Source organism: Allobosea sp. GW821-FHT09G06 (genome assembly GCF_059416005.1).
Genome location: NZ_JBWKOI010000006.1, coordinates 20,017 through 46,441 on the forward strand (window position 1 = coordinate 20,017; position 26,425 = coordinate 46,441).

The 26,425-nt window shown below is 65.1% G+C and carries 28 protein-coding genes, 1 tRNA gene and 2 pseudogenes; 21 read left to right on the plus strand and 10 right to left on the minus strand.

What is annotated here, in order from left to right; all coding sequences use genetic code 11:
- Window positions 1-68 precede the first annotated feature (68 nt).
- Together msrA and AC07NY_RS23185 are read right to left on the minus strand one after the other, a co-directional pair.
- A complete protein-coding gene (gene msrA, locus AC07NY_RS23180) occupies window positions 69-725 on the minus strand; it encodes a peptide-methionine (S)-S-oxide reductase MsrA (RefSeq protein WP_494585891.1) in 657 nt (218 codons plus the stop codon).
- Between the two features lie 82 nt (window positions 726-807).
- Entirely contained in the window at window positions 808-1,128 is a 321-nt protein-coding gene (locus AC07NY_RS23185) for a hypothetical protein (protein ID WP_494585773.1), read from the minus strand.
- A 192-nt stretch (window positions 1,129-1,320) separates the two neighbouring features.
- On the opposite strand from AC07NY_RS23185, the gene AC07NY_RS23190 reads away from it, so the two are divergent.
- The 6 genes from AC07NY_RS23190 (at window position 1,321) to arsB (ending at window position 4,996) form a co-directional block, all read left to right on the plus strand.
- A tRNA-Ser gene (locus tag AC07NY_RS23190) sits at window positions 1,321-1,410 on the plus strand.
- Between the two features lie 85 nt (window positions 1,411-1,495).
- Window positions 1,496-2,173 (plus strand): DUF6538 domain-containing protein, encoded by a 678-nt coding sequence (locus AC07NY_RS23195; protein WP_494585892.1) that lies wholly within the window; start codon window positions 1,496-1,498, stop codon window positions 2,171-2,173.
- A 264-nt stretch (window positions 2,174-2,437) separates the two neighbouring features.
- On the plus strand, window positions 2,438-3,019 hold the full coding sequence (locus AC07NY_RS23200; protein ID WP_494585774.1) for a LysR substrate-binding domain-containing protein: 582 nt from the start codon (window positions 2,438-2,440) through the stop codon (window positions 3,017-3,019).
- A gap of 124 nt (window positions 3,020-3,143) precedes the next feature.
- Complete coding sequence (locus tag AC07NY_RS23205) at window positions 3,144-3,500, plus strand: ArsR/SmtB family transcription factor (protein WP_494585893.1); 357 nt, start codon at window positions 3,144-3,146, stop codon at window positions 3,498-3,500.
- A gap of 7 nt (window positions 3,501-3,507) precedes the next feature.
- The gene (arsC, locus tag AC07NY_RS23210) at window positions 3,508-3,933 is read left to right on the plus strand and encodes an arsenate reductase (glutaredoxin) (RefSeq protein ID WP_494585894.1); all 426 of its coding nucleotides are present in this window, start codon (window positions 3,508-3,510) and stop codon (window positions 3,931-3,933) included.
- Window positions 3,934-3,940: 7 nt separating this feature from the next.
- On the plus strand, window positions 3,941-4,996 hold the full coding sequence (arsB, locus tag AC07NY_RS23215) for an ACR3 family arsenite efflux transporter (protein WP_494585775.1): 1,056 nt from the start codon (window positions 3,941-3,943) through the stop codon (window positions 4,994-4,996).
- Between the two features lie 140 nt (window positions 4,997-5,136).
- Here the strand turns inward: arsB and AC07NY_RS23220 are convergent, their stop codons facing one another.
- Both AC07NY_RS23220 and AC07NY_RS23225 read right to left on the minus strand, forming a co-directional pair.
- Window positions 5,137-6,471, minus strand: coding sequence for an MFS transporter (locus AC07NY_RS23220; protein ID WP_494585776.1), 1,335 nt, complete (start codon window positions 6,469-6,471; stop codon window positions 5,137-5,139).
- A gap of 58 nt (window positions 6,472-6,529) precedes the next feature.
- Complete coding sequence (locus tag AC07NY_RS23225) at window positions 6,530-7,189, minus strand: flavin reductase family protein (RefSeq protein WP_494585777.1); 660 nt, start codon at window positions 7,187-7,189, stop codon at window positions 6,530-6,532.
- Window positions 7,190-7,335: 146 nt separating this feature from the next.
- Between AC07NY_RS23225 and AC07NY_RS23230 the strand changes: the two genes are divergently transcribed.
- From AC07NY_RS23230 to AC07NY_RS23250, 5 genes and pseudogenes are all read left to right on the plus strand, one after another.
- Window positions 7,336-7,980, plus strand: a complete 645-nt coding sequence (locus AC07NY_RS23230) for a GntR family transcriptional regulator (protein ID WP_494585778.1) — start codon at window positions 7,336-7,338, stop codon at window positions 7,978-7,980.
- 294 nt (window positions 7,981-8,274) lie between these two features.
- Entirely contained in the window at window positions 8,275-9,309 is a 1,035-nt protein-coding gene (locus tag AC07NY_RS23235) for an alpha/beta hydrolase (RefSeq protein ID WP_494585895.1), read from the plus strand.
- Window positions 9,310-9,312: 3 nt separating this feature from the next.
- Window positions 9,313-9,516, plus strand: a pseudogene (locus AC07NY_RS23240) (cupin domain-containing protein); the annotation flags it as partial.
- A 36-nt stretch (window positions 9,517-9,552) separates the two neighbouring features.
- Window positions 9,553-10,035 (plus strand): cytochrome P460 family protein, encoded by a 483-nt coding sequence (locus tag AC07NY_RS23245; protein ID WP_494585779.1) that lies wholly within the window; start codon window positions 9,553-9,555, stop codon window positions 10,033-10,035.
- Window positions 10,036-10,049: 14 nt separating this feature from the next.
- A complete protein-coding gene (locus AC07NY_RS23250) occupies window positions 10,050-10,757 on the plus strand; it encodes a DUF4405 domain-containing protein (RefSeq protein WP_494585780.1) in 708 nt (235 codons plus the stop codon).
- On the opposite strand, the gene AC07NY_RS23255 is transcribed toward AC07NY_RS23250, so the two are convergent.
- From AC07NY_RS23255 to AC07NY_RS23275, 5 genes and pseudogenes are all read right to left on the minus strand, one after another.
- Window positions 10,693-11,586, minus strand: coding sequence for a LysR family transcriptional regulator (locus tag AC07NY_RS23255; RefSeq protein WP_494585781.1), 894 nt, complete (start codon window positions 11,584-11,586; stop codon window positions 10,693-10,695). The two genes, AC07NY_RS23250 and AC07NY_RS23255, sit on opposite strands and share 65 nt — an antisense overlap.
- A gap of 110 nt (window positions 11,587-11,696) precedes the next feature.
- On the minus strand, window positions 11,697-11,918 hold the full coding sequence (locus tag AC07NY_RS23260) for a hypothetical protein (protein ID WP_494585782.1): 222 nt from the start codon (window positions 11,916-11,918) through the stop codon (window positions 11,697-11,699).
- A gap of 294 nt (window positions 11,919-12,212) precedes the next feature.
- A pseudogene (locus AC07NY_RS23265) lies at window positions 12,213-12,838 on the minus strand (tyrosine-type recombinase/integrase).
- 289 nt (window positions 12,839-13,127) lie between these two features.
- Window positions 13,128-13,745, minus strand: a complete 618-nt coding sequence (locus AC07NY_RS23270; protein ID WP_494585783.1) for a ferric reductase-like transmembrane domain-containing protein — start codon at window positions 13,743-13,745, stop codon at window positions 13,128-13,130.
- A gap of 14 nt (window positions 13,746-13,759) precedes the next feature.
- Window positions 13,760-14,260, minus strand: a complete 501-nt coding sequence (locus AC07NY_RS23275; protein WP_494585784.1) for a twin-arginine translocation pathway signal — start codon at window positions 14,258-14,260, stop codon at window positions 13,760-13,762.
- A 397-nt stretch (window positions 14,261-14,657) separates the two neighbouring features.
- Here AC07NY_RS23275 and AC07NY_RS23280 point away from each other — a divergent pair, with 397 nt between their 5' ends.
- Complete coding sequence (locus tag AC07NY_RS23280) at window positions 14,658-16,109, plus strand: ABC transporter substrate-binding protein (RefSeq protein ID WP_494585785.1); 1,452 nt, start codon at window positions 14,658-14,660, stop codon at window positions 16,107-16,109.
- Between the two features lie 292 nt (window positions 16,110-16,401).
- Here the strand turns inward: AC07NY_RS23280 and AC07NY_RS23285 are convergent, their stop codons facing one another.
- Window positions 16,402-16,539 carry a DUF1259 domain-containing protein gene (locus AC07NY_RS23285; protein WP_494585786.1) on the minus strand — a complete coding sequence of 46 codons (138 nt, stop codon included), beginning with the start codon at window positions 16,537-16,539 and terminating at the stop codon, window positions 16,402-16,404.
- 124 nt (window positions 16,540-16,663) lie between these two features.
- Between AC07NY_RS23285 and AC07NY_RS23290 the strand changes: the two genes are divergently transcribed.
- The 9 genes from AC07NY_RS23290 (at window position 16,664) to AC07NY_RS23330 (ending at window position 26,372) form a co-directional block, all read left to right on the plus strand.
- Window positions 16,664-17,437 (plus strand): N-formylglutamate amidohydrolase, encoded by a 774-nt coding sequence (locus tag AC07NY_RS23290; protein WP_494585787.1) that lies wholly within the window; start codon window positions 16,664-16,666, stop codon window positions 17,435-17,437.
- 21 nt (window positions 17,438-17,458) lie between these two features.
- A complete protein-coding gene (locus tag AC07NY_RS23295) occupies window positions 17,459-18,877 on the plus strand; it encodes a M20/M25/M40 family metallo-hydrolase (protein WP_494585788.1) in 1,419 nt (472 codons plus the stop codon).
- A 115-nt stretch (window positions 18,878-18,992) separates the two neighbouring features.
- Window positions 18,993-19,904, plus strand: a complete 912-nt coding sequence (locus tag AC07NY_RS23300) for an ABC transporter permease (protein ID WP_494585789.1) — start codon at window positions 18,993-18,995, stop codon at window positions 19,902-19,904.
- A gap of 4 nt (window positions 19,905-19,908) precedes the next feature.
- Entirely contained in the window at window positions 19,909-20,817 is a 909-nt protein-coding gene (locus AC07NY_RS23305) for an ABC transporter permease (RefSeq protein ID WP_494585790.1), read from the plus strand.
- Window positions 20,818-20,819: 2 nt separating this feature from the next.
- Entirely contained in the window at window positions 20,820-21,809 is a 990-nt protein-coding gene (locus AC07NY_RS23310; RefSeq protein WP_494585791.1) for an ABC transporter ATP-binding protein, read from the plus strand.
- On the plus strand, window positions 21,806-22,792 hold the full coding sequence (locus tag AC07NY_RS23315) for an ABC transporter ATP-binding protein (RefSeq protein WP_494585792.1): 987 nt from the start codon (window positions 21,806-21,808) through the stop codon (window positions 22,790-22,792). Before AC07NY_RS23310 ends, AC07NY_RS23315 begins: the two co-directional genes overlap by 4 nt.
- 25 nt (window positions 22,793-22,817) lie before the next feature.
- Window positions 22,818-24,344, plus strand: a complete 1,527-nt coding sequence (locus tag AC07NY_RS23320) for an ABC transporter substrate-binding protein (RefSeq protein WP_494585793.1) — start codon at window positions 22,818-22,820, stop codon at window positions 24,342-24,344.
- A 64-nt stretch (window positions 24,345-24,408) separates the two neighbouring features.
- Entirely contained in the window at window positions 24,409-25,047 is a 639-nt protein-coding gene (locus AC07NY_RS23325; RefSeq protein ID WP_494585794.1) for a cysteine hydrolase family protein, read from the plus strand.
- Complete coding sequence (locus AC07NY_RS23330) at window positions 25,044-26,372, plus strand: glutamine synthetase family protein (protein ID WP_494585795.1); 1,329 nt, start codon at window positions 25,044-25,046, stop codon at window positions 26,370-26,372. The genes AC07NY_RS23325 and AC07NY_RS23330 overlap by 4 nt, the downstream gene beginning before the upstream one ends.
- Window positions 26,373-26,425 lie beyond the last annotated feature (53 nt).

The following is a 26,425-nucleotide window of genomic DNA, read 5'->3' on the forward strand; positions in this document are numbered from 1 at the left end:
GCAGCAACGCAAGAACATATCAGGAACTCAACAGGGCAAAAAAAGGGAGGCAATGCCTCCCCTTGTCGTCAGGCCTCGACGCCGAGGCCGATCTGGCAGGCGACCCCGGTGCCGCCCAAGCCGCAATAGCCGCCCGGGTTCTTCGCCAGATACTGCTGGTGGTAGTCCTCGGCGAAATAGAGCGTCGGCGCCGCGCGGATCTCGGTGGTGATCGGGCCGTAACCGCCAGCGGCCAGAGCCTTGGCGTATTCGGCGCGCGAGCGCTCGGCCGCCTCCTGCTGCTCGGCGTCATAGGTGTAGATCGCCGAGCGATACTGCGTGCCGATATCGCCGCCCTGACGCATGCCCTGGGTCGGGTCGTGGTTCTCCCAGAAGATCTTGAGCAGATCCTCATAGGCGATCCTGGCGGGATCGAAGACCACGAGGACGATTTCGGTATGGCCGGTCAGGCCGCTGCAGACCTCCTCATAGGTTGGGTTGGGCGTCGAACCGCCGGCATAGCCGACGGCCGTGACCCAGATGCCCTCGCCGCTCTGCCAGAACTTGCGCTCGGCGCCCCAGAAGCAGCCGAGGCCGAAGACGGCCTTGCGGAGCCCTTCCGGGTGGGGACCGGCCAGCGGGCGGCCGTTGACGAAATGAGTTTCGGCGGTGGGGATCGCCGTGGGGCGGCCAGGCAGCGCCTCGGCGGCAGTCGGAATCTCGGTCTTCTTGCGCAGGGAGAACATCATTGGCTCCGTTCGTTCGGGCTCGACGCCTATGTAAGCGCCTGGAGCCCGTTCGGACAGGGGTGGGAACGCGGACGCGCCATCACCGACGCGTGACGATGCCGATAGCCTCCTGCGGACGCCGCCCCAGCCAGAGCAACGCGAAGCCGAACAGCAGTGCGGCCAGGGCCACAGGCGAGCGCAGGACCGTCAGCAGGACCGGGTCCCAGAGCCAGGGGTGGATGTTGCGTTCGATCGTCGGCTGGATGAGCTGATAGCGTTCCTGGATGACAGCGCTCAGCACCTCGCCGACCGGCGTGAAGCGCAGGCCAGCGTTGGCGATCGACCTGGCACCGTCGATCACCAGCGCGACGAAGCCGGCAGCGACGACCAGATACCCGATCAACCGGAGAAGAAACCGCACCACCCGCTCCCTGTCGCATCCGCCGCGACAGGCTGCGCCGCGTGCCGTCGGCCGGCATGCCGGCTCAGGCCACCAGATGTGGCCTTGCCTGCCGGAGATCGCAACCGGGTGAGCACGATTTACCGCGATTGTGCAAAACCCTGCATCTCGGGCCTTGAAAGATGGCGGGCCGGCAGTCATAAGCAGCGCGCCGGACAGGTGGCCGAGTGGTTGAAGGCGCACGCCTGGAAAGTGTGTATACGGGAAACCGTATCGCGGGTTCGAATCCCGCCCTGTCCGCCAGCAATCCCGTAAGGGGTTAATTTTCCAGAGAGCTAAGGCAAATCAAAGGCTTGCAGCGGCCCGAGTGGTACACGTGGCCCTCGCAATGGCCCGTCCCTGGAAGCATCCAAAGACCGGCATCTACTGGCTCCGCAAGCGCGTCCCGGACGAGTTGCGGACGCTGCTCGGCAAAACCGAGGAGAAGCAAAGTCTTGGAACACGCGATCCGGCCGAGGCCAAGATCAAACAACTGGAGGCGCTCGCCGCCGTCGAGACGCGCTGGGCAAATCTGAAGGCCGGCCCACGTTCACTCAGTGAGCGCGAGGCGCATGAGTTCGCCCGCAGCGCTCATGACACCTGGCTGGCCCGCTATCGGGATAATCCGAGCGAACAGCCCTGGCCGATCGAGCTCGGCACGAGGCTCTTTGCGCCAGCGCCGTCGATCTGGGAGGATCGCCCGCCGATCGACCTCGCGGTTCTCGATGTCGAAGGCGGCAAGATCCAGGAACTTGAAGCCTGGTGCCTACGGGAGGCGGATGCCGATCTCGCTGCCCGCGGTCTGAAGGTCGACGAGGCCAGCCGCCAGAGATACGCAAAGGCGATCGCGGCGGCCATCCAGCGCGCCAGCCTGACGCTCGCCGAGCTTGCAAAGGGATATCACGGCCCGGCCACCGCCACGGGCATCATCAACGGCTCGCCTCTGCCGGCCCATGCCGCGGTCGTAGAGCCTGTGCTCTTCGACGATCTTCTCAAGGGCTGGTCGCCAAGGGGCAGCATGATGTGAGAATGGTTCGAGCCGGTCCCGTCACCGTCGGCTATCGCGCGTGCGACGCCGGGGGTAGGAGGCATCCGCACCCTCCGTCGGGAACGCTATCGCCAAGCTAGGGAAATTGTCCGAGCCAAGGCTGAACGCAACTTCACTGCGTTGTTGAACGCCGTCGGCCCGTTCATCGACCTCTTCGCTGCAAATGCTTCAAGCGGTCCGGCTGAGCCCGATTAACCGGAAACGCTTTAGAGTGCCGCAAAGCGGACGCTCCCAGAGACCGCTATGGGCCAGTTTCGACCCAAGGCTTTCCCGCGGATCAATGTGACGCTTCAGGTTCAGTCATCGAGCCAGGTTCGGGATCTCGTTGCGTCCGGGCAGTTCGATCTCGGACTCTGCTCGGAAGAGGTCGACCTGAATGGCATCGAGCATCAGCACTTCGCCGACTATCGGATGGTGGCGGTCATCCCACGCGATCATCCTCTCGCGGCGCGGGCGGTGATCAGACCGGAGGACCTGCACGACCAGCCGTTCCTGCGGCTTGATTTCGACGAACGCCTGTCCCGTGATCTCCATGCCGCCTTCGCCGTCGCTCAGGTGAGGCCCCGCGTCGTCGTGGACGTCGAGCATTCTGCAACCGTATGTGCTTTGGCCTCGGAAGCAGCGGGAATCGGCTTGGTCAATCCCGCTGCAATCCCAGGGCTAGACCGCTCAGGCTTCAGAGTTTTGCACTTTGAGCCAGCCCTGCATTTCCGCAAGCATCTCGTCTTTCCGCCAGGGCGCCCGCAACCTCAGCTCGTTCGCGAATTCCTGGGTGTGTTGGCGGAGGTGAGGAATCGATTTGCCCTCCAAGTCGACGACATCTGAACGCCAACTGCTGACATTGAGCTGCCGCCAGAGAGCAGACATTTGGCGCCGTCACGATATTGGCCGCCCCACCCTGAAAGCAGGGGCCTTGCGTGGTTACGTATATGTCGATAAATCTCGACATATGGAAAATGAGCAAACCATCCTCGCTTTGGCGGCCCTGGCGCAAGGCACCCGCCTCGAAGTGTTCCGCATTCTCGTGGGCGCCGAGCCCGAGGGGCTGGCGGCGGGAGAGGTCGCGCGGCGCCTCGAGGTCCCACACAACACGATGTCGTCGCACCTCGGCATCCTGAACCGGGCGGGTCTCATTCGCTCCGAGCGTTTCAGCCGCTCAATCGTCTATCGAGCCGATCTCGACGCGCTTCGATCGGTCCTCTCCTTCCTCCTCAAGGATTGCTGCGGCGGCCGCCCGGAGATCTGCGTACCGCTGATGGCCGAGCTCACGCCTTGCTGCCCACCGAAGGCCAATGCGGATGTCTGATGAGCCGATCGACATCATCATCTACCACAACCCGGCCTGCGGGACGTCCCGGAACACGCTCGGCCTGATCCGCAATGCTGGCGTCGAGCCGCATGTCATCGAGTATCTGAAGACGCCGCCGAGCCGGGCGCTGCTGAAACAGCTTCTCGACCGTGCCGGGCTGACGGTTCGCGAAATTCTGCGCGAGAAGGGCACGCCCTTCGCCGAGCTCGGCCTCGGCGATCCGAGCCTTTCCGACCATGTCCTGATCGAAGCGATCGAGACCAATCCCGTCCTGATGAACCGCCCGCTGGTCGTTTCGCCCAAGGGCGTGAAGCTCTGTCGACCATCAGAGGCTGTTCTCTCCCTACTGCCGCCGCAGCGCGGGGAGTTCCGCAAGGAGGATGGCGAGCTCGTCGTCGATGCCTCCGGTCGCCCTGCCGCTCTCGCCTGAGGTCACTATGTCCACCTTCGAACGCTACCTGACCATCTGGGTCGCGCTGTGCATCGTGGTCGGGATCGCGCTCGGCCATGTCATGCCGGGCGTCTTCCAGGCCATCGGCGCGGCCGAGGTCGCCAAGGTCAACCTTCCCGTTGCGGTCCTGATCTGGCTCATGGTCATCCCGATGCTGCTGAAGATAGACTTCGCGGCGCTCGGGCAGGTCGGCCGCCACTGGCGCGGGATCGGCGTCACTCTCTTCATCAACTGGGCGGTGAAGCCGTTCTCGATGGCGGCGCTCGGTTGGTTCTTCATCGCCTGGCTGTTCCGGCCATGGCTCCCGGCCGAGCAGATCAACAGCTACATCGCCGGTCTTATCATCCTGGCGGCTGCGCCCTGCACCGCGATGGTCTTCGTCTGGTCGAACCTGACCAAGGGCGAGCCGCATTTCACGCTGAGCCAGGTCGCACTGAACGACGCCATCATGGTCGTCGCCTTTGCGCCGATCGTCGGCCTGCTGCTGGGCCTGTCGGCGATCACCGTGCCATGGGGAACGCTCGTCCTCTCGGTCGTGCTCTACATCGCCATCCCCGTGATCGTCGCGCAGCTCGTTCGCAGCAGCGTTCTGGCGAAGGGCGGACAGGCCGCGCTCGACAGGCTGCTCGCTCGCCTGGGGCCGGTTTCGCTCGTGGCGCTGCTCGCCACCCTCGTCCTGCTCTTCGGCTTCCAGGGCGAACAGATCCTCGCCCAGCCGATGGTGATCGCGCTCTTGGCGGTGCCGATCCTGATCCAGGTCTACCTGAACGCCGGACTGGCCTACGTGCTGAACCGGATCGTCGGCGAGCAGCATTGCGTCGCGGGGCCGTCCGCGCTGATCGGCGCCTCGAACTTCTTCGAGCTCGCCGTCGCCGCCGCGATCAGCCTGTTCGGCTTCAACTCCGGGGCGGCGCTCGCGACAGTGGTCGGCGTCCTGATCGAGGTACCCGTGATGCTGACTGTGGTCTGGATCGTGAACCGCTCCAGACCCTGGTATGAAAGAGGCCGAGAACTGCGAAACTCTCAATCCGCCGCCGAATAGCGCCAACTGCTGACATTGACGGTCTGCCAGGAAGCGGACCTTCGGAGCGGAGAGATAGTTTAGGCCAAAGCGCTTCGTTTTCGGTGGCGCCTGGAGCCGATTTTTCAGGTCGGCTCAGGCTTGATCGGGCGTACGCGGAATTAGGTAGCTGCCGACGAGTTCGATAGTCGCCCGGTATCCGGTCGGTCGAGGTCGAGGTCGCGGGTTTCCGGGATCAGCAGCCCAGTCAGCAAGGTGATGCCGGCCACGAACATCAGGTAGAACAGGAACAGCCGGTGCTCGCCCGTCTGCGAGAGATAGGTGTTCACGTAAGGCGCCGTGCCGCCGAAGATCGCAGTGGCGAGCGAGAGCGGCCCGCTGACACCGGTGGCTCGGACCGAAGTCGGAAACACCTCGGCCCACACCGCCGTGTTGACCCCGAACAGACAGGCCAGGATCAGCAGGGCGCAGATCATCGCCGTCAGCAGGCCCGAGAAGCTGTTCGTGATCAGCCCGTCGAGTTGCAGGGTCGCGGCAATAAAGCCGAGCCCGAACAGGATGATGAAGATCCGCCGCCCGAACCGGTCGGCGAGCCAGCCGACGATCGGGATTGCGACGAAGAACACCGTCTGCGCGATCAGGCTCGCAGTCAGTGCCGATGTCGCATCGAGCCCGCGGCTGATCTGCGCGAAGGTCGGGCTGTAGATCAGCCACGTGTAGAACATGATCGAGCCGCCGGCTGAAAGCCCGAAGACGACGGCGACGCCGCGCCAGTTCCGCAGCAGAGGGCTAATCCCGGTCGCGGTTTTCACGCCCTGCGCCTGCACCTTCGCGAAACTGTCGGTCTCGGTCAGCTTGCGGCGCAGATAGAGCCCATAGAAGCCGAGCAGGCCGCCGAGCACGAAGGGAATGCGCCAGCCCCAGCTTTCCAGGTCCGGGCGGCCAAGCGTGGCGTTGAGCAGCAGGCCGGTGACGGTCGCGATCATGGTGCCGAGGACGACGCTCATCCATGACGTGCTGCCATAGAGGGCGCGCCGGTGGCGCGGCGCCCGCTCGACCAGATAGGTGACGGATGTCCCCATCTCGCCCCCATGGGCTATGCCCTGCGCCAGGCGCGCGACCAGCAGGATGACGGAAGCCAAGAGCCCCACCGTCGCGAAGGTCGGCGCGAAGGCGATGACGAGGCTGCCGCCGGCCGTGATGAACATGGCCAGCGTCAGGCTCTTCTTGCGGCCGACCCGGTCGGCATAGAGCCCGAACAGGAAGCCTCCGAGCGGCCGCGTCAGAAAGCCGGCCGCGAAGACGGCGAGCGCCGCCAGCAGCGCCGCCGATTTGTCCGCGGACGGGAAGAACTGGAGCGCAAAATAGGGCGCGAAGATCGTGTAGATCGTCCAGTCGAACCATTCCAGCGTGTTGCCGAAATTGACCGCGATCAGGTCTTTCACGCGACGGGAGCGCGGAGCGGCAAGCGCGCCCGCTGCGGCGATGTCAGACATGTGGTGAACCCCTCTTTTTATTGATGGTGACGTTGTCGCTGGTGAAGCCGGCGCTGCCTCAGCCGGCCGCTCGCCCTTCGAGGCCGAAGCGGGCATCGGCATCTGCCCCCGGCACGCGCATTTCGAAGACGTCTTTCACGACCGTGTAGTCGAAGTAGCCGAGGCGGGCGATCGGCTTGATCGCGGGAATGTCGAGCTTGCCTTCGTGTGTGATGAAGCGATCGTCGATATGGATCGTCTCGACCTGCGCGAAGACGATATCGATGGTGCCGACTGCCGAATTGCCTTTCAGACGGTGCGTACTCAGGTAACGGCACTCGAACTTGACCGGGCTCTCCTTCACCATCGGGATGCGGGCGTTGTCAGCATATTCCCGCGTGACGTTCAGGCGGTCGAACTCGCTTTCCTCGGGCGGCAGCGCCATCGCGCTCAGGTTGACCGCCTCGCGCAGGTCATAGGTCGCCATGTTCCAGACGAACCAGCCCGTCTCCTCGGCATTGAGCACCGTGTCCTTGCGGCGCCCGTCCGGATACTGGTTCGCCGAGAACATCACCATCGGCGGATCGAAGGTCAGGTTCTGCCACTGGCTGTAGGGCGCGATGTTCTCGACGCCCGCCGTACTGACGCTGGATAGCCAGCCGATCGGCCGCGGCACCGTGCAGCTCTTGAAGGGCGAGAAGGGGAGCGGGCTCGGCTCGATGGAGGGCGAATACTTCATGGCGTCGCGTTCCGGGTTCTTGTGGATCTCAATAATATGCCACTGATATATCGGATGGGCGGCGGTTTGGAAAGCCCGTGAAATCAGCTATCGGGTCAGGAACGGAATCGCCTCCCGGCCGGGGGCAGCGCTGGGCTGGAAAACGGATGAATCAATCGGAACAGGCAGTGGTCGCGCTGCAGCGCCTGATCGAGCAGGGCGAGCTCAAGCCCGGCTCGATGGTCTCCGAGCGCGGCCTGATGGAAGCCACCGGCCTCGGCCGTACTCCGGTGCGGGAGGCGATCCAGCGCCTCGCCCTCAACCACATGCTGCGCATCCACCCGAACAAGGGCATCGAAATCCCCGCGATCACCGTCGAGGATCAGCTCAGCGGCCTCGAGGTTCGCAGGGCCGTGGAGGTTCTCGCCGTCGGGCTCGCCTGCCGCCGCGCGACCGACAAGGACATCGAGGCGATCTCGGCGCTGAAGGCGACCCTCGCCGGCGGCTTCGATCTCCACAGCTATTCCGAGACCGTACGCCAGACTCACGCCCTGATCATCCAGGCAGCGCACAATCCCTATCTGGAAGCGTTGATGGTGCCGTTGCAAACCCTGTCGCGCCGCTTCTGGATCATGCATGTCCGCGACGAGCAGGCCGAGATCGCCCATGGCAAGCGCCTGCACCAAGACATTTTGCAGGCGATCTTAGCCCGTGACGCAGCCGAGGCCGGCGCCGCATCTCTGGCGCTCAACAGTTACCTCGTTGAATTTGCTCTTTCGGTCGTCGCGAGGATGACCACCTCGCGTCGTTGAGTGCTGCAGCTGCGCGATATTGAGTTCATGGCTCAGGTAGCTGGACAATCCGGAGCACCGGGCGAGAAATGCGCCAATAACTGACCTTGGCGCTTTGCCAGGGATCGGACATTCAGCATCCGGGTCGCGGCCGTATTAATTAGTAAGGCTTATCAGACCTATTGAATCTAGGCTGCTAATCGAAGAGTGGGTGGGTGAGTAGGTTCCTCGCGAGCTGATGCAGCGAACGAGGGGCTAATGCCTTCCATCGATACCAAGTTCCTTATTCCGCCCTTCCTTCTGGCGGTCGGCCTGATGGGCTCAACACCCACGCTCGCTCAACCGCAGGCAGCCAAGCCCGCGCCTCTGACGATCCAGGAGCAGGGCAGCTTCGCCGTCGGCGGGACGGTGGCGAAGACCGCAGGCACCTACGATAACAACAAGCCGACTGCCGCAGGCCAAAGCCTGCACGGCGACCATCTCTACGCCTCCTACCAGGTTCCGCAGAACCCCAAGCCGCTGCCGATCGTCATGCTGCACGGCGCTTTCCAGTCGGCGCGGAGCTGGGAGACGACCTCCGACGGGCGCGAGGGCTTCCAGACCCTGTTCCTGCGCCGCGGTTACCCGGTTTATCTGGTGGATCAGCCGCGCCGCGGGCGGGCCGGCAACAGCACTGTCGCGACGACGATCGAGCCCACCCCTTACGATCAACTCTTCTTCGATCAGTTCCGGCTCGGCAAATGGCCGAACTACTTCGACAACGTCCAGTTCGACCGCAAGCCTGAGACGCTGGACCAGTTCTTCCGCTCGGTCACGCCGAACACCGGGCCCTACGATGCCAGCGTCATCTCCAACGCGATGACGGCGTTGTTCGCCAAGACCGGCCCGGCCATCCTGTTCACTCATTCCCAGGGCGGCGGCCCGGGCTGGCTGACGGCGATCAAGAGCGGAAACGTCAAAGGCATCGTCGCCTTCGAACCGGGCAGCGGCTTCATCTTCCCGGAGGGCGAGCTGCCTCCGGCCATGCCGAGCGCGGCCGGCACATTGGCGCCCGAGGCGGTGTCACTGGGGGATTTCCAGAAGCTCACCCGTATCCCGATCGTCATCTATTACGGCGACAATTTTCCGGTCGAGCCGACGACGGAGCGCGGACAGGACAACTGGCGCGTGCGGCTCGCCATGGCGAAGCTCTGGGTCGCCGCCGTCAACAAACATGGCGGTGACGCGCGCCTCGTGCATCTCCCCGAGATCGGCATCAAGGGCAACACGCACTTCCCGATGTCCGACCTGAACAATGTCGCGATCGCGGATCTGGTCTCGAAATTCCTGGCCGAGAAGAAGCTCGACTGACCGTCTGGGCGAGGGCTGGTGCAGCACTGGGGCGGCGCGATCCAGGACATCCGCCAAGGCGACGTCGTCTGGATTCCGCCGGGCCTCGAGCACTGGCACGGCGCCGCGCCGACCACCGGAATGACGCATGTCGCCATCTCGGAGGCACTCGACGGCAAGACCGCGGAGTGGCTGGAGCACGTCACGGAAGAGCAGCACCGGCGCTAACAGCCGAGCGAAGCATCACAGGCATACGAGACCCCCATGAAGATCCCGACACGCCAGATCATCCTGACGAGCTTGTCCATGGCTGCCGTGCTCACGGTCGGCTGGCAGGTTCATGCCGAGGCCAACAAGGTCACCTTCCCCCAGCTCGACAAGCTCGTGCACTACACCACGGTGCGACGCGGCAACGTCATGGAGCACATCATGACGACGCCCGAGGCGATGCAGGCGATCAAGAACCGTCAGCCGGTGCCAGCCGGCACGCATTTCGTGCTCGTCGACCACCGCGACGGCAAGCTTTTCCGCTATTTCGTGATGGAGAAGGGTCAGGGCTGGGGCGCGGATTACGACGAGCGCCGACGCACCGGCGACTGGCAGTTCCAGTGGTTCTGGCCGGACAAGACCATCAACACCGCGGAGAACACCGCGCGCTGCCAGTCCTGCCACAGCAGCCAGTCGGGAGCGGAGTATCTTTTCACCGGCTCCCGGATTCCCCGCTTCAACGGCACGCCGATCGAGTAGGCGGGAAACGCGAGGTGAACCGTCTTTTTCTCTCTCGTTTGTGGCTCGATGGCCTGACCGCGGCGCTGCTGCTGCTCGGCTTCGCCTATTGGTGGCTGGGCAACGCGGTCCATGAGCTGGCGGGAACGGCGATGTTCCTGCTCCTCATTGCGCACAACATCTTCAACCGGCGCTGGTGGGGCGGGATTGCGCGGACACGGCGCGAGCCCCGCCGCCTGTTCAATGTCGGGGTGACCTTCGCGCTCCTGATCGCCATGCTGATGCTGCTCGCCACCAGCGTGCTGATCTCGAACGCGCTGGCACCATACCTGCCGCCCTGGGGTGGCTTCACCGTGCGGCAGATCCACACGCTCGCCGCTTATTGGGTTCTGGTGATCGCCGCGATCCATCTCGGCCTGCGCTGGCCGATGCTGATGGGTGTCGCGCGCAACCTGCTCGGGATCAAAGGAACGAACCGGCTGCGAACACTCGTGTTGCGGGCAATCGCGGGGACCATCGCGATCCACGGCGTCTGGAGCTTCCATCAGCTCGGCCTGGGCACCAAGCTCTCCATGCAGATGACACTCGACTGGTGGAACTTCGAGGAAGCCGTCGCGGGCTTCTTCATCCATTGCGTGGCCGTCGCCGGGCTGGTGATGGTCGTCACCTATTACGGGCTCAACCGCGATAGCGCAGGACGTCGACGAGCACCGACAGAGCCGGTGAGAAATGCCGCCGGCTAGGATAGTAGAGATGGTAGCCGGGGAATGGCGGGCACCAATCCTCGAGCACCCGGATGAGCCTGCCGGTGCGGATATGCGGAACCGCCTGATCCTCAGGGAGGTAGGTCAGCCCGAGGCCGTCGAGCGCCGAATTCAGACGCAGTGCGAGGCTGTTAAACACGAGTTGCCCATCGCCACGCACCTTGACCTCGCGGCCATCCTTTTCGAGGCCCCAGGGAAACAGCCCGCCATAGGTCGGCAGGCGGGACGCGATGCAGTTATGGGAGGTCAGGTCCTGCGGCGTTTCCGGAATGCCGTAACGCTCAAAATAGGCCGGCGATCCAATCACGGCCATGCGCATCTCGGGGCCGATCCGGACGGCGATCATGTCCTTCGCGACCTGTTCGCCCAGGCGCACCCCCGCATCGTATCCCGCCGCCACGATATCGACGAGGCCATAGTCGACGATGATCTCGACCTTGATGTCGGGATGATCCGGCAGGAAGCGCTTCAAGGCGGGCTGCAAGACCGAGATAGCGGCATGTTCGCCGGCCGTGATGCGGATCGTGCCGGCCGGCTTGCCGCGCAATTCGCCCAGCGCCGCGATCTCCGCCTCGATCTCGTCGAAGCGTGGCGCGACGCTTTCGAGGAGCCGCATGCCGGCTTCGGTGGGCGCGACGCTTCGGGTCGTACGCGTCAGCAACCGCAGCTTCAGGCGCTCTTCGAGAGCCTTGATGGTCTGGCTCAGCGCCGACTGCGAGACGCCCAGCTTGGCACCGGCCTTGGTGAAGCTGCGCTCCTTCGCGACCATGGCGAAGGCGGCAAGATCGTTGAAGTTCGGCTGCGCCATTGATTAGAATGCCTTATGAGACCAGCCGAATTATTGCTCCTAATCCTCTTGGTCGGCGTCAGCAAGGTTCAGGCTTCCAATGTGCGAGGCTCCAAGAGAGGTCGCGTCCTTCAAGCAACAGCAGACCGTCGGTATCGTTCGATGGCCCGCCGGGCCAGGTCATCTTCATCTTCGGCGATCGCCACCAGCGCGGCCACGATATAGGCCAGTTTGGTTCGCTCTCGCTCATCAAACGCATCAGGAATGGTCGATCTGACTTCGTTCCACGCGGCCTCTAAGGCCGCCTGCGCCCGAGCGAGATCGACTGGGTCACTCAACGATGAGAACGGCATGCTCCTTCCTCCGAGGGCTTTCCTTCGGCGCGGATTTTATGAAGACGGAGCCCGCCGGCAACATCAAAAATTAAGCCGATCCCGTCGCCGAGAGCGATGGGACGCTTCTCCTCAAACTCAAATCTGGTCGGAACCGCCCTAGATATCTTGAGGTTGCTCCGCGCCAGGAGCGGACACTGGGCCGCGGCCCGGAAGCGGACGTTCCCAACTCTGAGTCGAACGGCAGTTCTCGACCCGACTTTGCCGTTGGCCGAACGGCGGAAGGGGCACGGCGGGAGCCCGCCGTGCCAAAGCTCACAGGTCCGTTTGCTCCGAAAGGAGAAGCGCGTCGTCGACATCGATACCGAGGTAGCGCACGGTGCTTTCCAGTTTCGTGTGGCCTAGAAGAAGTTGGCAGGCGCGGAATTGCCTGTGCGCTTATAGATCAGCGCAACCTTCGTTCGCCGGAGACTGTGCGTCCCGTAGAGCGCTGGGTCCAATCCGATCAGCGCCACCCAGCTGTCCAGGAGGCGGCCGTACTGGCGCGTTCTAATGTGATCGGCGTGCTGGCTACGGCTCGGGAAAAGCAAGTCGTCTTCTCGGGAACCTCGCATTCCAAGCCAAGCAATAAGCGCTTCGCGGGCTGAATCCGTCAGTTCGAATGGTACCGGCCGCCCCGTCTTCTGCTGAACGATCGCGGTTCGGAGGCGAACGGCGCCTCCGAGGGCGACATCGGCGACACGAAGGCGAACGAGATCGCCCCCGCGCAGCTTGCTGTCGATCGCAAGATTGAACATGGCGAGATCGCGGGTTCGCCCCTCATGCTGAAGTCGGGTTCGCAACGCCCAGATGTGCTTTGGCTTCAGAGGCGGCTTCGGTCCGATGATGCGACCGAGGTTCCACGCATTATGAGGCTGTTGGTTCTGCGCCTGGATACCCATGGCAGATCCCCTTCTTGGGACGCCGCATATTGGCAAATTCTATCAAATGCGGTCGGGTCTCTCACGCCTCGTGCTGAAAAACGCGAGGAGGAGTGCAGCTTGCGCCAACTGCCGGCCAATGCCGGAGAGCGGACGGACCCGAACAACGATTCTCGGCTGTCAGCGTCCGATCGATGCCGGCACTCACGCGCTTCGCTTATCGCCTGGGCCCCTCGCGCTGCCGCGCACACGCCCGATGGGGTGGCTGGGGGGCGTCAGCCCGCTGCAGGCTCGCTGGGAGCCGCGAAGATCATGAGCGCCGGTCCTGCGGCTTTCGCCTTGTCAACATTGTCCAGGCGCGAAGATTGAACAGCGCGACCGAGGTCGCCGCGACGACGAGCGCGCAGAGCATGAGCTTGGAGATGCTCCCCATCGTCCCGTCGATCAGCAGCGCGTGGACGACCCCGCCGATCACGACCAGCACCACGAGCACAGTATGGCCAAGACGCCAGAGCCGCGGCTTGATGCGCAGGGGCCGGCGCACAGCGGCGAGCAGCGCCGCGGCGAAGGCGGCCCACATGGCGACGCCCCCCCAGGCCGAAAACGGCGTTGGCGAGTCGAAGAGAAGCGCGTCGACGACGTCGGGTGGGCTGGTCAGCCACAGCCCGGCGACGTGAATGATGATCGCCGAGACGAGTGCGGCTCCCACCCAGCGATGCACTAGACGCCCGCGCGGGATCGGGAGCCCTGGCAGGTATCCGGCCGCGAGCAGGGGCTGTAGCAGAACAAGCGCAAGTGCCAAGACGCCGGCGAAACCGGAGACGACATAGATTGGCCCACGCCAGGCGAGCAGCGGGCTCTTTGCAGCGATAGCGAGTGAAGCAACGATCGTGCCTGCGACCACTGCCCAGATCAGGGCCGCCCTCATCCACGCCATGCGGTTCACGCCGGCTGGAGCACGAAGTCAGCCTTCAGGCTCTTATCGCGGGAACTCTGCATCACCGGGCGCAGAAACACGGTCTTGAAGGCGGCATCGTCATAAGCGAGATGACCGTGCGCCTGCCCGAAGGCCGGGATGATCTGCGGCATTTCGAGACGAAAGACACCGTTAGGATCGGTCAGTGTCGCACCGTGGCTGCGCGCATCCGTCTCGTAGCCCTCCGTGGTATGGGCCCAGATCTGGATGCGGATACCAGGAAGCGGCGCGCCGTCTCCGGCCCGGCGCACCGTCCCGGACATCCAGAATCCGCCATTGCCGATGCGTTGCACGGTCGGCGCGCCAGGACGATAATTATTAGCACCGCCGCGCATCGAGTCCGTCGGCGCCAACCCTTGGGCCTGCGCCGACCGAATGATCGCCGGCGCGCCCACTGTCAGCGCCGCCGCACCAAAGGCGGTGCCTGCAGCGAGCAGGCCGCGGCGTGTCGTCGAAATGGGCAGCATCGCGTGCTCCATGGGCCAATGTGATAGGCGTCGGCCAAGGCCAGAAACTCCCGTTCATCTTCAGCCTACTGAAGCTATTCGTCGAAATCTCGTCGGCCAGCGGGGCACACGGCTTCGTGACAACCGATGCCGAAGGATGACCGAGGCGCATCGGCCATCGACCGGCCTCTTCCCTTCGGCGCCACAAGCTGACCTTGGCGCTTTGCCCGAAAGCGGACGCTAGCGGTTCGGGCACGAGGTGCGGGCTCCCGACCCAAAGCGGTCACACCGGCCGGGCTGCACAAAACTGCTCGCCTCCTGCAGCGTTTCCTCCACCGCAGACATGTTCCGTGCCTGCTCGCCAGACGAACACGCTTCTGGAGTCGGGACAGGCAAGGATCGCAATCCAGTGCGAAGATTGCTGCCACGAAAGCATCATGCGGCCGCCAAAACGTTCTCAGACCGTCTTCGCGAAGATCGCGCGCCCCTTGCCGTCAGCTTCGGCCTCATACAATTCGGTGTCGGCGGCACCTGCGCGGTTTCCTCCGCTGTCGGCGCGGAACTGCGACGGGTGCACACTCCGTGTGTCCTCTCGTCAACGGTTTCAAGCGGAGAAAGAAGTCGCTCACACCCGACCCGATATCCCACATCGTCGCAACTGCATCCTATTTTCGGCAACGACACGTTCGTCATTTTGACATGGGCGGCAAAGCCAAAACTGGGCAAGCTCGAAAGGGGCCAATCAACGGCATGGCAACCCGCCCCGAAAAGGGAGGACAGCGTGACAACAACCCGTCGCAACATCGTCATCGCCATGGGAGGGGCCGCCGCCCTGGCATCGGCCATCGCTCCCGCCATCGCGCAAACCGCGGCACCTGCCGCTCAGCCGAGTTCGGACGCCCTGCTCAAGGTCAAGATCCTGCTGAACGGCGGGATATCGGGCCCGCATGCCTTCTTCTGCCTGGCACATGAGCGCGGCTATTTCCGGGATGCCGGGCTGGATGTCCAGTTCTCGCCTGGCGACGGCGCGGCGTCGGTCGTCACACGCATTCCCCAGGAAGGCTATGACGGCGGCTATGGCGACATGAACGCGCTGATCAAGCTTGCGGGACTGCGGCCGAAAAACTGCCCGACAGCCGTCTTCGTCGCGTTCAACACGACGCCCCTGACCATCGGCGTCCGGAAAGGCGGCTCGATCAAGGGTCCCAAGGATCTCAAGGACAAGGTCGTTATCGGCCACCCGATCGACGCTGCGATCGAGGCATTCCCCCCTTACGCCAAGCTTGCGGGGATCAACCCGGAGGATGTCCACATCCTGCGTTCCGTCTCGAGCATGGCGGCCAATGCGAAGGAAGTCGTCGACGGAAATGTCGATGGTGTCTTCGGCTTCGTGAACACCATCATCGCCGCCTTGCGCGGCATCGATATCGACGGGCGGGAGAAGCTGGATTTCCTGGAATTCCAGGATCTTGTGCCGGAGTTTTACGGCAACGCGCTGATGATGAGCCCTGGTTTCATCGCAAAACATCCCGAGGCCCTGAAAAAGCTGGTCGCAGCCGTCAATCGAGGGCTCGTGGAAACGCTGAAGGACCCCAAGGCGGCCCTGAGCGCCGTGCAGAAGATGGCGCCGGGCTTCCGCCAGGAGGTCGACGGTCCGCGCTTGATGGGCACGTTGCAAGTGGAAATGGCTCATCCGGAGGGGGCGGTCCACGGCATCGGAGATGTCGACGACAAGCGGATCGCGCGGTCGATCAGCCTGATGTCGGAAGCATGCCGCCTGCCGCGCACGCCAAAGCCCGAAGAAATCTTCACGCGGGCGTTTCTTCCTCCGCTTGCCGAGCGTGCAAGACCGCTGACCAAGCCTCTTTAAGAACATCGGGCGGTTGATCGGAGCATGGAGCGAGGCCGAAAATCCCGCCTTCACCGATCATGCCTGCTTCTGCTCTTGATGCAGGTCCAGCACCAACCCGGGGCTCTAACGTAGAGGTGCCGTTACTATCGCGCTCTCGGCTGCCCGCTTCGTCCGTGCTTCATCTATCGGCTGACGGAGCGGGCAGTGCGCCAGTTGCGGAAGTCGATGGGCTGCCCGAAAGCAGATGTTGGACCCGCTCCGCAAACGACCTTTGACCATAGCAAACGAGATTTGCTCCTATTGCCATGCCCTAAGCCCTGAAGGCATGGCGCGTCGGGCGTCGCCTGTGGTTGTGGACCGCGGTCACGTCGATCCCGTTCTCCCGGAGGGCGCGCAGCACGGGTTTGACCCGGCCACGCCCCTCTTTGCCGATATGGTAGCCGAGCACCTTTCAGGAAGCAGGCTGCCTGCGACTTGCCATGGCGGGTATCTGGATTTTAGTTTTCAGAATTGACAAAATATTGATTAATGAAATGATTGCATCAAGATTTCTCCTACCTCGCGCCGGACCCATGCTCCTTGAGCCGAACGAGACGCACCCTGTTGGAAGCCGCCGCTGCGATTCCGCGTCGCCGGTCGTCTTCGTCTGCGAGCATGCGGGGAACCTGCTGCCACGCAGTTGCGGCGATCTCGGGGTTTCCGAGCGGGACATGACCCGCCATATCGCCTGGGATGTCGGCGCGTTCCGCGTCGCCGAACTGCTGGCCGAGCGCTTCGAGGCGCCATTGCTCTGGCAGCGCTATTCGCGGCTCGTGATCGACTGCAATCGCCATCTCGGTGCGCCCAGCCTGATCCCCGAGACCAGCGAGGCGACGCCGATCCCCGGGAATTTCCGGTTGTTCCAGAACGAGCGCCGCGCCCGGATCGCCGAGATCTGGCAGCCCTTCCAGGACGAGGTCGGCGCGCTGCTGGAGCGGCGGGCGGACCGGGGCCTGCCGACCCTGCTCGTCGCCATGCACAGCTTCACACCTGTCTATCTCGGGCGGGCAAGGCCCTGGCATGTCGGCTTCCTGCCGGGTGCGATCGCCTGGCCGAGCCTTGCACTCTATGACGCGCTGAAGCCGAGCGGGGCGCTGACCGTCGCGCTCGACCAGCCCTACCGGATCGACGAACACGACCAGACGATCCCGGTCCATGGCGATGCCCGCCAGATCCCCTCGACCCTCGTCGAAATCCGCAACGACCTGATCGCGGACGAGGAGGGCTGCCGCGAATGGTGCGGCCTGCTCGGCGATGCCCTCGACAGCGTGCTCGAGACGGCATCGCCTGCAGCCTCGGTGTTTTAAGGGCGTTTGGTGGGGGTGAGCATGACGGATACGGATTGCGAGCCGCGTCTGCGCCGGGCCGTCGAAGCTCATATCGCCGAAGGCCGGCTGCTCGACGATCTGGCACGGCGCATCGCCATCCCGACGCCGAGCGGCGATCCGACGGCCGGGCCCGCCCTGAGGGCTTATCTCGCCGATGAGATCATACCGACGCTCGACGCGATGGGCTTCGCCAGCGAGATCACCGTCGAGGGCGACCTCGCCCCCCTGCCGGTGCTGATTGCTCGCCGCGAGGAGGGGCCGGACCTGCCGACCATCCTGCTCTACGGCCATGGCGACGTGGTCCAGGCCGATCCGGCGGAGTGGTCGGACGGGCGCGATCCCTGGGTGCTGACCCGTCGCGGCGAGCGCCTTTACGGACGCGGCAGCGCAGATAACAAGGGGCAGCACAGCGTCAATCTCGCGGCCCTGTCGATCGTGCTCGCCGAACGCGGCCATCTCGGCTTCAACACCATCCTGCTGATGGAGATGGGCGAGGAGGCAGGCTCGCCCGGGCTCCAGGCCTTCTGCGAACGGCATCGCGACAAGCTGAAGGCCGATCTGCTGATCGCTTCGGACGGGCCGCGCTGGTCGAGCCGGCGACCGACCCTGTTCCTGGGTGCGCGCGGCCATATCGATCTCGAAATCACGGTCTCGCTGCGCGAACAAGGCTATCATTCCGGCAATTGGGGCGGCTGGCTGCGCAATGCCGGGCAGGTTCTGACCCGCGCGCTCGCCCTGCTGACGGATGCGCGCGGACGCCCTTCCGTGTCGGCGCTGGCGACGCCCGATGCGGCGCTGGCCTATGAGGCGCTGTTCGATCGGCTGGCCACCCCCGATGAGCCAGGCCTGCCCGAACCCGAGGCGGGCTGGGGCGACGGCGAGGCATCGCCCGCCGCGCGCCTGCTGAACCGCAACAATCTCGAAATCATCGCGATCGATTTCGGGGCAATGACGAAGCCGGTCTATGCCATCGGTCCGCGTGCGCGTGCCCTGGTCGGGATCAGCTTCCTGCCGGAAACGGACCCGAGCACTTTCGCGCCGGCCCTCGAGGCGGCTTTTCGCGAGGCGGGGCTGGAGGGCGTTACCGTGCGGCCGACCGGCTTCCTGATGCCGGCGAGCCGCACCGCGCCCGACCATCCCGCCGTCGCCTGGGCTCTGGCCGCGATGCGGCGCTGGAGCGGCAAGCCGGTCGATCTCCTGCCCAATTTCGGCGGCGCGCTGCCGAACTGGATCTTTCGCGACGTGCTCGACCTGCCGACGCTGTGGATTCCGCATTCCTACAATGGCTGCGCCCAGCATGCGCCGGACGAGCACGCGCTGGAGCCTGTCCTGAACGAGGGGCTGATGCTGATGGCGGGCCTGTTCTGGGAGGCCGGAAGCCGACCGGAGCGCCTGTCGCGCCTGCTGGCGCGCTTCTGAAATGATACAACCAGTTTTCATAATTATCACATTTCTGAAAAATTATTGACACAACTTCAGCGGGCGCTACAGTCGCTCCAGCCGATCATGGGACCGAAGGGGACGGGCCTACGCGATGGGACGGTTTCTCACACGACAGCTGCTGCTCGCGATCGTCGTCGCGGTGAACGTGTCGCTGATCGGCTTCGCCATGTTGCGCCTGTCCGGCGATCTGGCGCAGCGCATCGTCGGGCCGGAGGCGACGGCCGAGCAGGTCGAGACGGTGCGCAAGTCCTACGGGCTCGATAAGCCGCTCGTCGTGCAATATGTTGACTGGGCGCGCGATGCGCTCCACGGCGATTTCGGCCGCTCCTTCTTCTACAACGCGCAGGTCTCCGACCTGATCGCCGAGCGCCTGCCGGTGACGATGACGCTGGGCCTGATCGGGCTGGCGCTGGCGCTGCTCTTCGCCATCCCCCTCGGCATCCTCGCCGCGGTCTATGCCGGGAGCTGGCTCGACCGATTGGCGCTGACCGGGGCGGTGCTCGGGCAGGCGATGCCGAGCTTCTGGATTGGCCTGCTACTGATCCTGCTCTTCGGCCTTCAGCTTGGCTGGCTGCCGGTATCCGGCGCCGACGACTGGCAGGGCTATGTCATGCCCTCGATCGTGCTCGGCCTCTATGCCGCGCCGGCGCTGATGCGCCTGACCCGCTCCGGCATGATCGACGTGCTGCGCTCCGATTATATCCGCACCGCCCGGGCCAAGGGGCTCCTGCCGGCTGCGGTTGTGCTCAAGCACGGCCTGCGCAACGCATTGATCCCGGTCGTCTCGATCGCGGCGGTGCAGCTCGGCCTGCTGATGGGCGGCTCGGTCGTGGTCGAATCCGTCTTCTCGATCCACGGGCTCGGCTATCTCGCCTGGGAATCGATCAGCCGGGCCGATTTCCCGGTGGTGCAGTCGATCGTGCTCACGCTCGCGATCATGTATGTCGGCCTGGTCTTCCTCTCCGACGTGCTGAACGCCCTGCTCGATCCGCGGTTGAGGTGAGGCGATGAGCGGACCGTCAGCCCCCGTCCTGCCCGCAAGCACGCCCGAGACAGGCCGCGCAGCCTCGGCCCGGCGCCTGCTGCGGCGCATCCTCGGCAATAGTGGCACCTTGCTCGGCGGCGGCCTGCTGCTGCTGATCGTACTGGCCTCACTTGTCGGCCCGCTGGTCTACTGGCAGGACCCGTTCACGCAGGACGTGACGAACCGCATCGCCGAGCCGTTCTGGAACGGCGGCCCGGCGATCCATCCGCTCGGAACCGATACGCTCGGCCGCGACTACCTCGCGCGACTGCTCTACGGCGGACGCATCTCGCTCCTGATCGGCGTGCTCGCCGTCTCGATGGCGGCGGCGATCGGCATCACGCTCGGGCTGGTCGCGGGCTATTTCGGCGGCCGCGTCGACCTCGTCGTGCGCTTCCTGATCACGACGCGGCTCGCCATGCCGGTGGTGCTGGTCGCGCTCTCGGTCGTGGCGACCGTCGGCAACTCGCTGACCATCGTCATCCTCGTGCTGGGTTTCCTGATCTGGGACCGTTTCGCCGTGGTCGCCCGGACCACCGCGATGCAGGTGCGCGGCATCGACTATGTAAAGGCGGCGCGCGCCGTCGGCTCCTCGCATGCGCGCATCATCTTCCGCGAGATCCTGCCGAATATCTCGAACGGCCTGATCGTGGTCGCGACCGTCGAGCTCGCCAATGCGATCCTGCTGGAGGCGGCGCTCTCCTTCCTCGGCCTGGGCGTGCAGCCGCCGCTGCCGTCCTGGGGGCTGATGATCGCCGAGGCCAAGGACTACCTGTTCTTCTCGCCTTGGCTGATCACGCTGCCCGGTATCGCGCTGGTGCTGCTGGTGCTGGCGATCAACCTGCTCGGCGACGGCGTGCGCGACATCACCGCGCCTTCGGGGACCAGGTAGCCATGGCCAGCGTCCTCGATATCCGCGACCTCGCCGTCGACATCCCCGTGGAAGCCGGCACGCTGCACGCGGTGCGCGGCATCTCCTTCGCGATCGAGAAGGGCCGGACCTTCTGCATCGTCGGCGAATCCGGCTGCGGCAAGTCGATGACCTCGCTCGCGATCATGGACCTGCTGCCGGAGGGCGCGGTCAGGCGGGCGAGCGCACTCAGCCTCAACGGGCGCTCGCTCGCCGATCTCGACAACCGGGCGATGGCGGATATCCGCGGCGCCGAGATGGCGATGATCTTCCAGGAGCCGATGACCTCGCTCAATCCGAGCTTCACCATCGGCGACCAGCTCACGGAATCGCTGCGCCGGCATCGCGGCACCTCGCGGCGCGAGGCCGAGACCCGCGCGGTCTCGATCCTGCGCACGATCGGCATCACCGCGCCGGAAAGCCGGATGAGCCAGTATCCGCACCAGCTTTCGGGGGGCTTACGCCAACGCATCATGATCGCCATGGCGATGATGTGCGACCCTTCGCTGATCATCGCCGACGAGCCGACGACCGCGCTCGACGTCACCATCCAGGCCCAGATCCTGCGCCTGCTGAAATCGCTGCAGAGCGAGTTCGGCACGGCCCTGCTGCTGATCACCCACGACCTCGGCATCGTCTCGCGCATGGCCGACGATGTCGCGGTGATGTATGCCGGCGAGATCGTCGAGAGCGGTCCGGTCGAGCAGATCTTCCGCGATCCGCAGCATCCCTATACGCGGGGGTTGATCGCCTGCCTGCCCAATCGCGAGCGGCGTCAGGTCGGCGGCAAGCTCGCTTCCATTCCCGGCACCGTGCCCTCACTCATCGGCAGCTTCACCGGCTGTGCCTTCCGCGAGCGCTGCGATCTCGCGATCGACGCTTGCGCCGAGCCGGTCGCTTTGCGCTCGCTCGTGCCGGGCCACGCGGTCCGTTGCATCCGTGCCGGAGAACCCGTCGGGGAGGCCGCCGCATGAGCGCCGCGATGCTCGATATCCGCGATGTCTCGAAGGTCTTCCCGATCTCGCGCGGGATGTTCCGCGGCGGCGCCAAGCTCACCGCGGTCGGCGGCGTCTCGCTCAGCGTCGCACCCGGCGAGGTTTTGGGCATCGTCGGCGAATCCGGCTGCGGCAAGACCACGCTGTCGCAGATCATGCTCGGCCTGCTGCCGCCGACCACCGGCGAGGTCACGATCGACGGCCAGCCGCTGAAATCGCTCGGCCGGCTCGACATCGCCCGGCGCGTCCAGCCGATCTTCCAGGACCCGTATTCCTCGCTCAATCCGCGGCAGACGATCCAGGAGATCGTCAGCGTGCCGCTGCTCGTGCACGGCATCGGCTCCAGCGCCGAGCGGGCGAAGCAGGCGGCAGCGATGCTCGATCTCGTCGGCCTGCCGGCGCGCTTCCTCGACCGGCTGCCGTCGCAGCTCTCGGGCGGGCAGCGCCAGCGCGTCGCCATTGCCCGCGCCTTGATCCTGAAGCCGCGCCTGCTGATCTGCGACGAGCCGACCTCGGCGCTCGACGTCTCGATCCAGGCGCAGGTGCTGAACCTGCTGGCGGACCTGCGCCGCGAGCTCGGGCTGACCTTCGTCGTCATCAGCCACAACCTCTCGGTGGTCGAGTATTTCGCCGACCGCATCGCCGTGATGTATCTCGGCCGCGTCGTCGAGGAAGGGCCCTCGGCCGCGATCTTCGCGAACCCGCACCATCCCTATACCCGCGCACTGATCGACTCGGCGCTGCCGATCGACCCCGGCGGCGGCATTCCCGAGCTCGGCCTCGGCCAGGCCTTTCCCGATCCGATCAATCCGCCGCCCGGCTGCGCCTTCAATCCGCGCTGCCCGGGAGTGCGTCCGGACTGCGCCTCCCGCATGCCACGGCTCGATGCGCTCGGCGAAAGCCGGGTCGCCTGCCTCTATCCGCTGGAACGCGGCGCTGCCGCCGCGCCGGCTTCCGCCTAGACCGAAATCCAAGAGGGGAAAACCAATGAAGAACGGCCTCGTTTCGCTCAAAGCCCTCGGGCTTGCCGCTGCCCTGGCGCTGACCGTCGCCGGCCCGGCGATCGCCGGCAAGAAGGACGACACGCTCCATGTCGTCTGGCGCGTCAGCGTCCCCAATCTCGATCCGCAGCACAACAACCTGCGCGAAGGCGTGGTGATCGGCCAGTTGATCTGGGACACGCTGGTTCACAAGAACACCGATACCGGCGCCTTCGAGCCGCTGCTGGCGGATTCCTGGACCTGGGTCGACAACACCACCGTCGAGTTCAAGCTGAAGCGCGGCGTCAAGTTCCACAATGGCGACGATTTCAGCGCCGACGACGTCGTCTACACCCTGAACTATGTCGCCAATCCCGCCAGCAAGATTTCCGTGCCCGGCAACGGCTCCTGGATCGACAAGGCCGAGAAGGTCGACGACTTCACCGTGCGGGTGAAGCTGAAGAAGCCCTTCCCGGCGGCTATGGAGTATTTCGCGATTCCGCTGCTGATCTATCCGGCGAAGTATCATGCCAAGGTCGGGGCCGAGGGCATGGGCAAGGCCCCGGTCGGCACTGGCCCCTACAAGGCGGTGACGATCGACGGCGTGAAGCGCTACGTTCTGGAACGCAACGAGAATGGCGTGCCGAGCAGTCCGAAAGGCCGCGCCAAGATCGGCAAGCTCGAGATCCGCACCGTCACCGATTCCGCCGCCGAGGTGGTGGAACTGCTGGCCGGCCGGGCCGACTGGATCTGGAAGTTCAACAGCGACCAGTTCGACAAGCTCGGCAAGATGCCGCGCATCGCCGCCTCGCGCGATGAATCGATGCGCATCGATTTCCTCCTGCTCGACGCGATCGCGCCCGGCGACAACCCGCTCGCCAAGCAGCAAGTTCGCCAGGCGATCAACCACGCGATCGATCGCGAGAAATTCGTGAAATACCTCGTGCAGGGCAACGCCCGCGTCATCGACGCGCCCTGCTATCCCGGCCAGTTCGGCTGCGACATGAGCGCAGCGGTCCGCTACGCCTACGATCCGGCCAAGGCCAAGGCGCTCCTCGCCGCAGCCGGCTATCCCAACGGCTTCACCACCCAGATGGTCGGCTTCCGCAGCGCGCAATGGACCGCCGCGATCCAGAACGACCTCGCCGCAATCGGCATCAAGGAGCAGGTCAGCATGGTCGAGGGCGCCGTGCTCGTCGAGAAGACCAAGAAGGGCGAGGCGCCCGTCGCGCATTGGGACTGGGGCTCGCTCTCGGTCAACGACGTCTCGGCCGTGCTGCCGAACTTCTTCGGCGACGAAGGCTATGACCGTTCGCAGGACAAGGAGGTCAAGGCGCTGCTCGACAAGGCCGGCACGTCGGTCGACCAGGCCGAGCGCAAGGCGCTCTATGCGCAGGCGATCAAGCTGGTCACGGAGCGCGCCTATTCGGTGCCGCTCCACACCTTCACGATCAACTACGCCTATAACCGCGAGCTCGACTTCAAGGCCTATGCCGACGAGCTGCCGCGCTTCTACCAGTATGGCTGGAAATAAGCCTCATGCCGGCGGCGCCTTGCCGCCGCCGGCTGCTCCTTGCGACGATATCCGAGAGGCTGCCATGACCATGCCAATCCGGCGCGACGCCCCGTTCGAGAAGGGCGCGACGGCGTTGCTCTTCGTCGACATGCAGAAGATCTGGACGATCCCCGGCCTCGATCCGGATCACCCCGACGCCGATCCCGAGAGCTATTTCTACAAGCGCGCCCGCGACCTCGTGGTGCCCAATCAGGTCCGCATCCTCGGTGCCGCGCGCCGCGCCGGGGCCGACGTGCTGCACACCATCATCCGCAGCCTGACCAAGGACGGGCGCGACCGCTCGCTCGACCACAAGCTGACGCCGATCCACATCGCGGTCGACGCGCCCGAGGGCGACGTGATCGACGAGCTCAGCCCGATCGACAACGAGATCGTGCTGCCCAAGACCTCGTCCGGCGTCTTCAACTCGACCAATATCGACTATGTCCTGCGCAATCTCGGCTGCCGCAACCTGATCATTGCCGGCCAGCTCACCGATCAATGCGTCGACATGGCGGTGCGTGACGCTGCCGACCGCGGCTATCTCGTCAGCCTCGTCGCCGATGCCTGCGGCACCTACACCGAGGAGCGCCATCAGGCGGCGCTGCGCGCCTTCGGCGGCTATTGCTGGGTTACCGATACCGACGAAATCACCCGCCGGCTGGAAGGGATGGCATCATGACGACGGAGCTTCCCGTGGGCGACGAGCTTCTCGCCCTTCTCACCACCGACATGACCGGCCTGACGCGCGGGCGCTGGATCGCGGCCGCCGCCTCCGACAAGACCGTGCTCAAGGGCTGCGGCTGGGTGCCGGCGAATCTCGCGCTGACGCCCTTCGACGTCATCGCCGAGAATCCCTGGGGCTCTTCCGGCGATCTCAGACTGAAGCCCGATCTCGCCACGCGCTTCCGCGTCTCGACCCTGCCCGAGGTGACGGCGCTCAACGGCGTGCTCTGCGACATCACGGAGCTCGACGGCACGCCCTGGCATGGCTGCGGCCGGTCCTTCCTGAAGGCCGCCCTCGCCGATCTCGAACGCGAGACCGGGCTCACGGTCACGGCCGCCTTCGAGCAGGAATTCCAGATCAGCGAGCCTGAATGGGAGCAGGCGCCGTCCTTCTCGCTGGCGGCGCTTCGGCGTGCCGATCCCTTCGCGCCGCTCCTGATGGCGGCCCTGCGCGAGGCCGGCACCGAGCCCGAGATGGTGCTGGCCGAATATGGCCGCGACCAGTTCGAGCTGGTCTGCGGGCCGGCCGATGCGGTCACCGCCGCCGATCGCGCCGTTCTGATCCGCGAGATCACCCGCGAGGTCGGGCGCTGTTGCGGCCTGGCGACGACCTTCGTCCCGAAGCTCACGCCTGATGGTGTCGGCAATGGCCTGCACATCCATTTCTCGTTCCGCGACAGCGACGGCCGGCCTGTGACCTATGATCCGGCGCGGCCGGGGCGGGTCAGCGAGGCGACCGGTCAGTTCGTCGCCGGCGTGATGCGGCACATGCCGGCCCTCGTCGCGCTCACCGCGCCGAGCGTCGTCTCCTACCAGCGCCTGAAGCCGCATCACTGGAGCGCGGCCTATACCGCCTTCGGCGCGCTCAATCGCGAGGCTTCGGTGCGCATCTGCCCGGTGCCGGAGGGGCAGGGTGTCGACATCGCCAAGGCCTTCAACCTCGAATACCGGGCGGCGGACAACACGGCGAGCCCCTATTGGGCGCTCGGCATGATCGTCCGGGCCGGACTTGAAGGCCTGCGCCACAAGCTGCCGCAGCCGCCGCTCGTCGGCATGGACCCCGCCTCGCTGACGGAGGAGGAGCGCGAAACGCTCGGCCTGCATCGCTTGCCGGCGAGCCTGCCGGAGGCGCTGGCCGCCTTCTCCGCCGATGAGACGGTGAGCGGCTGGCTGCACCCGGAGGTGCGTCAGAGCTATCTGTCGATGAAGCAGAAGGAGCTCGATCTCGTCGAAGGGTTGATCGACGCGGAGATTTGCAGCCGCTACGCGTCGGTCTACTGAGAACGAGTCGATGGACCGACATCCACCTCACCGGAGGCGAGATGTCGATTCAT

Excerpts from the sequence above, each read along its gene's own strand:
- AC07NY_RS23300 (WP_494585789.1), top strand. The coding sequence starts at position 18,993 with ATGGGACGGTTTCTCACACGACAGCTGCTGCTCGCGATCGTCGTCGCG.
- AC07NY_RS23290 (WP_494585787.1), top strand. The coding sequence starts at position 16,664 with ATGCTCCTTGAGCCGAACGAGACGCACCCTGTTGGAAGCCGCCGCTGC.
- AC07NY_RS23330 (WP_494585795.1), top strand. The coding sequence starts at position 25,044 with ATGACGACGGAGCTTCCCGTGGGCGACGAGCTTCTCGCCCTTCTCACC.
- AC07NY_RS23305 (WP_494585790.1), top strand. The coding sequence starts at position 19,909 with ATGAGCGGACCGTCAGCCCCCGTCCTGCCCGCAAGCACGCCCGAGACA.
- AC07NY_RS23295 (WP_494585788.1), top strand. The coding sequence starts at position 17,459 with ATGACGGATACGGATTGCGAGCCGCGTCTGCGCCGGGCCGTCGAAGCT.
- AC07NY_RS23220 (WP_494585776.1), bottom strand. The coding sequence starts at position 6,471 with ATGTCTGACATCGCCGCAGCGGGCGCGCTTGCCGCTCCGCGCTCCCGT.
- AC07NY_RS23270 (WP_494585783.1), bottom strand. The coding sequence starts at position 13,745 with ATGAGGGCGGCCCTGATCTGGGCAGTGGTCGCAGGCACGATCGTTGCT.
- AC07NY_RS23195 (WP_494585892.1), top strand. The coding sequence starts at position 1,496 with ATGGCCCGTCCCTGGAAGCATCCAAAGACCGGCATCTACTGGCTCCGC.
- AC07NY_RS23325 (WP_494585794.1), top strand. The coding sequence starts at position 24,409 with ATGACCATGCCAATCCGGCGCGACGCCCCGTTCGAGAAGGGCGCGACG.
- msrA (WP_494585891.1), bottom strand. The coding sequence starts at position 725 with ATGTTCTCCCTGCGCAAGAAGACCGAGATTCCGACTGCCGCCGAGGCG.
- AC07NY_RS23205 (WP_494585893.1), top strand. The coding sequence starts at position 3,144 with ATGGAAAATGAGCAAACCATCCTCGCTTTGGCGGCCCTGGCGCAAGGC.
- AC07NY_RS23320 (WP_494585793.1), top strand. The coding sequence starts at position 22,818 with ATGAAGAACGGCCTCGTTTCGCTCAAAGCCCTCGGGCTTGCCGCTGCC.
- AC07NY_RS23230 (WP_494585778.1), top strand. The coding sequence starts at position 7,336 with ATGAATCAATCGGAACAGGCAGTGGTCGCGCTGCAGCGCCTGATCGAG.
- AC07NY_RS23310 (WP_494585791.1), top strand. The coding sequence starts at position 20,820 with ATGGCCAGCGTCCTCGATATCCGCGACCTCGCCGTCGACATCCCCGTG.
- AC07NY_RS23315 (WP_494585792.1), top strand. The coding sequence starts at position 21,806 with ATGAGCGCCGCGATGCTCGATATCCGCGATGTCTCGAAGGTCTTCCCG.
- AC07NY_RS23275 (WP_494585784.1), bottom strand. The coding sequence starts at position 14,260 with ATGCTGCCCATTTCGACGACACGCCGCGGCCTGCTCGCTGCAGGCACC.
- AC07NY_RS23235 (WP_494585895.1), top strand. The coding sequence starts at position 8,275 with ATGGGCTCAACACCCACGCTCGCTCAACCGCAGGCAGCCAAGCCCGCG.
- AC07NY_RS23225 (WP_494585777.1), bottom strand. The coding sequence starts at position 7,189 with ATGAAGTATTCGCCCTCCATCGAGCCGAGCCCGCTCCCCTTCTCGCCC.
- AC07NY_RS23245 (WP_494585779.1), top strand. The coding sequence starts at position 9,553 with ATGAAGATCCCGACACGCCAGATCATCCTGACGAGCTTGTCCATGGCT.
- AC07NY_RS23260 (WP_494585782.1), bottom strand. The coding sequence starts at position 11,918 with ATGCCGTTCTCATCGTTGAGTGACCCAGTCGATCTCGCTCGGGCGCAG.
- AC07NY_RS23200 (WP_494585774.1), top strand. The coding sequence starts at position 2,438 with ATGGGCCAGTTTCGACCCAAGGCTTTCCCGCGGATCAATGTGACGCTT.
- arsB (WP_494585775.1), top strand. The coding sequence starts at position 3,941 with ATGTCCACCTTCGAACGCTACCTGACCATCTGGGTCGCGCTGTGCATC.
- AC07NY_RS23255 (WP_494585781.1), bottom strand. The coding sequence starts at position 11,586 with ATGGCGCAGCCGAACTTCAACGATCTTGCCGCCTTCGCCATGGTCGCG.